The 6020-nt window shown below is 71.1% G+C and carries 4 protein-coding genes; all 4 read left to right on the top strand.

Annotated features, from left to right (window positions below; all coding sequences use genetic code 11):
- Window positions 1-5 precede the first annotated feature (5 nt).
- On the top strand, window positions 6-794 hold the full coding sequence (locus OG257_RS32590; RefSeq protein WP_329213230.1) for a thioesterase II family protein: 789 nt from the start codon (window positions 6-8) through the stop codon (window positions 792-794).
- Window positions 795-1070: 276 nt separating this feature from the next.
- Window positions 1071-3860: an AAA family ATPase gene (locus tag OG257_RS32585; RefSeq protein WP_329213227.1), complete on the top strand. Its 2790-nt coding sequence runs from the start codon at window positions 1071-1073 to the stop codon at window positions 3858-3860.
- Window positions 3861-4019: 159 nt separating this feature from the next.
- Complete coding sequence (locus OG257_RS32580; protein ID WP_329213226.1) at window positions 4020-5258, top strand: cytochrome P450; 1239 nt, start codon at window positions 4020-4022, stop codon at window positions 5256-5258.
- Window positions 5259-5352: 94 nt separating this feature from the next.
- On the top strand, window positions 5353-6012 hold the full coding sequence (locus OG257_RS32575; protein ID WP_329213225.1) for a 4'-phosphopantetheinyl transferase family protein: 660 nt from the start codon (window positions 5353-5355) through the stop codon (window positions 6010-6012).
- The last annotated feature ends 8 nt before the right edge of the window (window positions 6013-6020 follow it).

The raw sequence follows: 6020 nt of genomic DNA, 5'->3' as shown, positions 1-6020 counted from the left end.
GGGTAATGACGACTGCGCAGGACGACACCGGTTTGTGGATCCGCCGGTATCATCCGGCACCGGACAGTGCCGTCAGGCTGCTGTGCCTGCCGCACGCCGGCGGCTCCGCCAGCTTCTATTTCCCGGTCTCCCGGTCTCTTTCACCGGACGTCGAAGTCCTGGCCGTGCAGTATCCGGGCCGCCAGGACCGGCGTTCGGAGCCGAACATCGAAGATCTACCCTCCTTGGCGCGGGCGATCCTCGGCACACTCGACGGGTGGCTCGACAAGCCGCTCGCGCTGTTCGGGCACAGCATGGGCGCGACGGTCGGCTTCGAGCTGGCGCGCATGCTCGAGCAGGAACGGGGCGTGACTCCGGCCTGGTTGTTCACCTCGGGGCGGCGGGCGCCGTCCATGCCGAGGGACGAACGGATCCACCTGGAGTCCGACGCGGGGTTCATCAAGGAGCTGCAGCGTCTGCAGGGCACCGACGGCAACATCCTCGGCGACGAGGAGATGCTGCGCATGATCCTGCCGGCCACCCGTTCGGACTACCGGGCGGCGGAGACCTACGACTACGTGCCCGGTCCCCCGCTGAACTGTCCGGTCACCGCCTTCGTGGGCGACGACGACCCGAAGGCCACGGTCGAGGAGGCACGGGCCTGGAAGAACCACACCGGCGCCGAGTTCGACTTCCACGTCTTCGACGGTGGGCACTTCTTTCTCACGACGCATCAGACCCGGCTGCTGAAAATCATGCTGAGTCAGTTGCAATCCCTGTCGTCTCCCGCAAACCCACCCCGAACCGGCCCGTAACGGTCGGCGGTTCTGTCCGGAATCGCCCATGAGGAAACGTTCGGGCAACCGGGAAATCCCTGCGTCACATTAAGTTCACTTTAAGGACTCACACTGAAACGCAAGATTTCCGATACCTCCCGGATGTATCGAAACAGGCTCATGCCTTTGCGCTGAATACCTCGCACCCTGCGAATCGCGGCATCAGGCCGCAGTGATTGTGCGGGCCACCACCACCATGCGTGGGTGCGAAGGGGGACCGGTGGCCGCAGGTGAGCTCACGGGGAGAGTAAGTCTATGGTCCGTGTCGAATGGGATGCCGAACTGGCGGTGCTGCGCGCGTCTCTCGCCGCATGTGTCGTCGGCGCCGGAGGCTCGGTGGTCATCCGCGGCCCGGTAGGGGTCGGCAAGACCGAACTGCTGCGCAGTCTGGCGCGGGAGGCGGCCGCGGCCGGGGTCGCCTACGTCGGCGCCACCGGGTCCCACGCCGAGCAGACCAATCCGATGGGGGCGATGACCCAGATCTTCGCCGGGCTGGACCTGCAGGAGGAGGAGGCCGCCCGGGCCCAGCGTCTGCTGGAGGCCGGCGCGCTCACCTCCATGCTGCACGGCAGCGACGACGAGTCGACGGCCCAGGTCGTCGTGCCGGTCCTGCACGGGCTGACCGGCATCATCCTGGCCGCGGCCGAACGGGCGCCCCTGCTGATCGGGGTCGACGACGCCCACTTCGTGGACACGGACTCCCTGGAGTGTCTGCGGTACCTGGTGCGGCGTATCGACCACGCACCCGTCCTCGTCGTGCTCAACGACAACACCACCGTCCGGCCGGCGCGGCCGATGATCTGGGCCCAGCTGCTCAGCCAGCCGCACCGTCAGCTGATCCGCCTCAACATGCTTTCACCGGTGGGCGTCGCCGCGGTGCTGCGGGCCGAGGCGATCGACCTCGGGGACAACACCCCGGCAACCCTCTACGAGGCGACCGGCGGCAGCCCGCTGCTGCTCATGGCTTTCGTCGAGGAGCTCCGGGCGGCGCAGGCGCGCCGGCAGGCCGGCCATCCCGAGACGTCGATCCCGGCCTCCGGGCACGTCTTCGGGCAGGCCGTACTGAACTGCCTGATGCGCAGCGATCCGAGCCTCCTGCCGGTGGTGCGTGCCGTCGCCGCGCTGGACGAGGCGGTGCCCGCCGCTTTCCTGGCCGAACTGCTGGACTGGACGACCTCCGCCACCGAGTGGGCCCTCGATGCCGCCACCGAGGCCGGTCTGATCGCCAACGGCCGCCTGCGCCACCGGCGTTCCCGCGAGGTGGTGCTGGACCTGATGGGCCCGCAGGAACGCGTCGCGCTGCATGCCCGGGTCGCCGGGCTGCTGGACCGGGCCGGCGCCTCGCCGGTGCGCGTGGCGCGGCACTGGGTGGCCGCGCGCCAGCCCACGCCGCCCGGGTCGGTACCGGTCCTGCTGAAGGCGGCCGAGCAGGCGCTGGCGGAGGACGACAGCGGCCTCGCCCTCGACTGTCTGCGGCTGACCGACCGCGAGGAGGCCCACCCGGACGCACGCGTGGGCATCGACGCCTTACTGGCGCGTGCGAAATGGCGGCTCGACCCCGTCTTCGCGGAACACCATGTGGACAGGCTCCTGGACGCCTTCCGGTCCGGACAGCTCTCCCGCGAGGACTCCCTCACGCTGGTCGCCCCTCTGGAGTGGTACGGCCGGCCGGCCGAGGCAGAAGCGGTGCTGGCACGGGTCGAGGCGTCGGCCGGGCCCGAGAGGCCCGACAGCTCCTCGGTTCCGCTGCACAACGCCCGCATGGCGCTGGCGTACTGGTATCCCGGAGTGGTCGAACCGGTGAAGGAGCCGCCGGCCGCCTCGTCGGCGCGGTCCGTCACCGCGGCCGGGCCAAGGACGCTGGCTGCGGGCCTCGTCCACGCGGTCCACACCTCCGGATACACCGACGAGGTCGTGGCCGACGCCAAGGCGCTGCTGCAGAGCTGCCGCCTGGAGGACCACACCCTCTATCCCATCCTGATCGCCCTCGAGACGCTGATCTTCGCGGACTGCCTGGACACGGCGGGGTCCTGGTGCGACCGCCTGCTCGACGAGGCGCGACGGCGGTCGGCACCCACCTGGCTGGCCGTGTTCTGCGGACTGCGGGCGATGGTGAGTCACCGCCAGGGCGACCTGGCCGAGGCCGAGGGGCATGCCCTCGCGAGCCTCCGGCAGATCCCGCCCAGAGGGCTGGGCATACTGATCGGCATCCCGCTGTCCGTCCTGATCATGACCGCCACCCGGGCGGGCGAGAACGAACAGGCTCTCAGCCATCTGAACATGGCGGTGCCGGACGCCATGTTCCAGACCACGGTCGGACTGCACTACCGGCGCGCCCGCGGCCACTACTACCTCGCGTGCGGGCGCCATGAGGCCGCGATCGAGGACTTCGAGGCCTGCGGAGACCTGATGCGCCGCTGGGGCTCGGACCTTCCGGGCCTGGTGCCGTGGCGCACCGACCTCGCCGCGGCCCGGCTGGCGGGCGGGCTCTCCGCCGGCACTCTGGCCGCCGACCAGATCGCGCTGCTCGGCACCCAGAACGTCCGCACCCGGGGCATCACGCTGCGGGTCCTCGCCGCCTCCAGCGAACCGCGCAGCCGGCCACCGATCCTGCGCGAGGCGGTCGAGCTGCTGCAGGCCTGCGGGGACCAGCTGGAGCTGGCCGAGACCCTGGCCGTGCTGAGCAACGCCCAGCACGCCCTCGGCGAGTACACGCACGCCCGGGTCATCGGCCGCCGGGCGCAGCAGTTCGCCAGCCAGATCATGGTGACCGTGCCGGAGCAACGGCAACGCCCGCCCGCGGAGACGAGCCCGGCGATCGCCTCCCTGGCGGACGATCCGGCCACCTTCGAACTCAGCGACGCAGAACGCCGGGTCGCCTCGCTCGCGGCCCAGGGCTGCACCAACCGGCAGATCGCCCGGAAACTGTTCGTCACGGTCAGCACGGTCGAACAGCATCTGACCCGGGTCTACCGCAAACTGCGGATCAACAGCCGCTCGGACCTGCCGGCCAGCTTGCTCTCCTGGGCAGGAGAGCCGACCTGACGGCGTCCCCGCCCCCCCCGTCCCCCGTCCCCCGTCCCCCGGCCGAAGGACCGAGCGGACGGCGGAGGGCGGAGGTTAGGGGTGTCCGGTAGGGGGCGGTCGTCATTACGTTCTCGAATCCGGGACGCCATGGCGAGGCGCGGATAGGAGCTGGCACCGATGCGGCCGAGCGAACGACAGTTGCGGGCGCAGCTGGCCTTCTTCCACGACTTCATCCGCGTGCAGGCCGACCTGGGCGACCCGTACGCCAAGGTGCTGAGCGTTCCGGAGAGCCCGTACCCCCACTTCGAGGAGATCCGGGCCCGGGGGCTTCTCCATCAGAGCTCCATCGGCGCCTGGGTGACCGCGGACCACGGACTCGCCAACCAGATCCTGCGGGACCGGCGTTTCGGGGTCCGGAAGGCCGGCGGGGAGAAACTCCCGGAGTTCATCGGCTTCGACAACTCGCTGCTCGGCGCCGATCCGCCGGACCACACCAGGCTGCGCCGCATCGCGGCCCCCACCCTCAACCCCCGCATGGCCGAGGGCTGGCGGTCCCGTATCCAGGAGATCTGCGACCGGCTGATCGACGATCTCCTTGCCGAGGACGGGCCGTTCGACCTGATGACGGCCTTCGCGCAGCGGCTGCCCGTCGCCCTGATCGCCGACCTCGTGGGGATCCCGGACCGCTGTCGTGACGACTTCCACCGCATCAGCCGCCGGATGACGCCGCTGCTGGAGGGCGTGGTCACCTACGAGCAGACGCAGAGCACCGAGTCGGCGATCCGGGAGATCACGGAACTCCTCGTCGACGTCATCGCGCAGCGCAAGGCCGATCCGCAGGACGACATGATCACGCGGCTGCTGGCACTGGTCGACGAGGGCAGCATGAGCATGGCCGAGCTCGTGCCGATGGCGACCTTCGTGCCACTGGCCGGCAGCGAGACCACCGTCAACCTGATCGGCAACGGGGTCCTGGCGCTGCTGACCCACCCCGAGCAGTGGCGGCTGCTCGTCGAGCGGCCCGAGCTGGCCGCCGGCGTGGCCGAGGAGACCCTGCGCTTCGACCCGCCCGTCCAGCAGTACCGGCGCATCGTCCACGAGCGGCTCGAACTGGCCGGCTGCACGCTGCCCGTCGACGCGGAGCTGGCGGTCATGGTCGGCGGGGCCAACCGCGATCCGAAGGTGTTCCCCGACCCGAACACCTTCGACATCACGCGCAGCGTCGGCGCCGACACCCTGGCGTTCTCCGCGGGCATCCATTACTGCATGGGCGCGTCGCTGGCGAAGCTCGAGGCGGAGGTCGCGTTCCAGGCGCTGGCCACGCGGATCCCGCGGCTGCGCCGGGCGGGCCGGATCCGGCGCGGTAGCTCGTTCATCATCCGCGGCATGGCGGAGTTCCCGGTGGCGGCCCGTTGACCCCGGGCGAGGCGGACGGCGGGCCCGGACCGTACCCCTGGACCACCCCTGGCGGGCCGCCGTCGTCCCACCGCACGGGCGGGCACGGGCAGCTGTGATCGAGCGGATACTGCCGACGTCCGTCGTCGTGGCCGAGTCCTTCGGGGAACCGGCCGGTATGTCGCTCCTGCCCGAGGAGGAACCGTTCGTCGCGGCGGCGGTGGAGAAACGCCGGCGTGAGTTCACCGCCGTGCGGCACTGCGCCCGGCAGGCGCTGGGCGCGCTGGGGATGCCGCCGACGCCGATCCTCAGCGGTCCGCGCGGCGCCCCGGTCTGGCCGGCGGGCGTGGTCGGCAGCATGACGCACTGCGAGGGCTACTGCGCGTCCGTCCTGGCGCGTTCCTCGGAGTTCGCCGCGCTCGGGGTGGACGCCGAACCGCACGGCCCGCTGCCGGAAGGGGTGCTGGAGGCCATCGGGCTGCCGGGCGAGCGGGCCCGTACCGGGCAGCTGTCCGCACAAGCTCCCGCGGTCTGCTGGGACCGGCTGCTCTTCAGCGCCAAGGAGTCGGTGTACAAGGCGTGGTTCCCGCTCACCGGCCGCCCTCTGGGTTTCGAGGAGGCGGACATCGTCTTCGATCGCCGCGCCGGTACGTTCACGGCCCGCGTCCTCGCTCCCCGTCCGCCGGTGGCCGTACTGACCGGCCGGTTCCTGGTGGACCCGCGGCTGGTGTGCACCGGCGTAACCCTTCCCGCGGCGCGCGGTGCGGCCGGCTGAGCCGCTCC

This window comes from Streptomyces sp. NBC_00683 (assembly GCF_036226745.1).
Classification (GTDB): domain Bacteria; phylum Actinomycetota; class Actinomycetes; order Streptomycetales; family Streptomycetaceae; genus Streptomyces.
The sequence above is the reverse complement of the archived record's forward strand: the minus strand, read 5'-3'. Positions and strand labels throughout refer to the sequence as shown.